This window comes from Streptomyces pimonensis, assembly GCF_041380215.1.
GTDB lineage: Bacteria > Actinomycetota > Actinomycetes > Streptomycetales > Streptomycetaceae > Streptomyces > Streptomyces pimonensis.
Genome location: NZ_JAHWZY010000118.1, coordinates 1 through 1347 on the forward strand (window position 1 = coordinate 1; position 1347 = coordinate 1347).

The window sequence follows — 1347 nt, forward strand, 5'->3', positions numbered from 1 at the left end:
GGGACCTGTCCCCGAGTGGTGGACACCTCTGAGCCCGGCCCCGGCAGGGGCCGGGTAGGAGGCATCTTTTATGGTGATGAAGGTCTACTCGCCCGAGTTCAAGGCGGACGCTGTCGCGCTGTACCTGTCGGACCCGAGCCACACTTTCGAGGGCATCGGTAAAGATCTGGGGATCAGCCGGGAGACGCTGCGTAACTGGGTGCGGGCCGAGCGGGCCCGCCATGACGGGGGCAGCACGACGAGCACGAGCACGGAGAAGAGCACGGTGGATTCCCCGCCGACGGCCCAGGAGCTTCAGGCCGAGAACGAGGCCCTGCGCCGGGAGCTGGCGACAGCGCGCAAAGAGGTGCAGAAACTGGCCACTGAGCGTGACATCCTGCGCAAGGCGACGAAGTTTTTCGCACAAGAGATGACCTGGTGACCAACCGCTTCCAGTTCATCGAGGACCACCACCACGCCTGGGGCGTGAAGCGGTTGTGCGCCGTGCTGGAGGTCGCCCGCTCCAGCTTCTACAAGTGGCGGGCCGGCCGCGAGGCCCGCGCCGCACGTGAGCGGGCCGATGTCGCGCTTGCCGAGCGTATCCGGGCCGTACACGCCGAGTGGGACGGCACCTACGGCCGCCCCCGGATCACCGCCGAGCTGCGCGATGAGGGCGAGCGTGTGAACCACAAGCGCGTCGGGCGGGTGATGCGGAAGTTCGGCATCGCCGGGCTGCGGCTGCGCAAGCGCCAGGTCACCACCGTGCCCGAACCGTCCGCCACCCCGGTACCGGACCTGCTGCGGCGCGACTTCACCGCGAACACGCCGAACACCAAGCACGTCGGCGACATCACCTACCTGCCGGTGGGCGACGGCGATTTCCTGTATCCCGCCACCGTCATCGACTGCTTCTCGCGCCGCCTGGTGGGCTGGTCGATCGCCAACCACATGCGCACCGAGCTGGTCGCCGACGCGCTCCGGTCCGCCACCCGGGTCCGCGGCAGTCTGGCCGGCGCCGTCTTCCACAGCGATCACGGAACCCAGTACAGCTCCTGCCAATTCGCCGAGCTGTGCGCGCAGTTGGGCGTCAGACAGTCCATGGGGGCGGTCGGTACGAGCGCGGACAACGCACTCGCCGAGTCGTTCAACGCCGCCCTCAAACGCGAGACGCTCCGTGGCGCCCGCCGCTACGACGGGGCCCGGGCCTGCCGCCTGGCCGTCTTCCGCTGGGCCACGCGCTACAACACCCGCCGGCGACACTCGGCGAACGGACAGCAGGCACCGAACGCCTACGAACAGCAGTCAGCTACCCTGACACTCGCCGCATAACGATACGAACAGGTGTCCACTCCGCAGGGACAAGGCCCC

At 68.6% G+C, this 1347-nt stretch carries 1 protein-coding gene; it reads left to right on the plus strand.

Annotation, left to right across the window (positions count from 1 at the left end):
- Nucleotides 1–70: 70 nt before the first annotated feature.
- A protein-coding gene (locus tag KYY02_RS33600; protein WP_371244860.1) for an IS3 family transposase occupies nucleotides 71–1308 on the plus strand; the annotation gives its coding sequence in 2 pieces (ribosomal slippage) (nucleotides 71–395 and nucleotides 395–1308; 1239 coding nt in all).
- Nucleotides 1309–1347 lie beyond the last annotated feature (39 nt).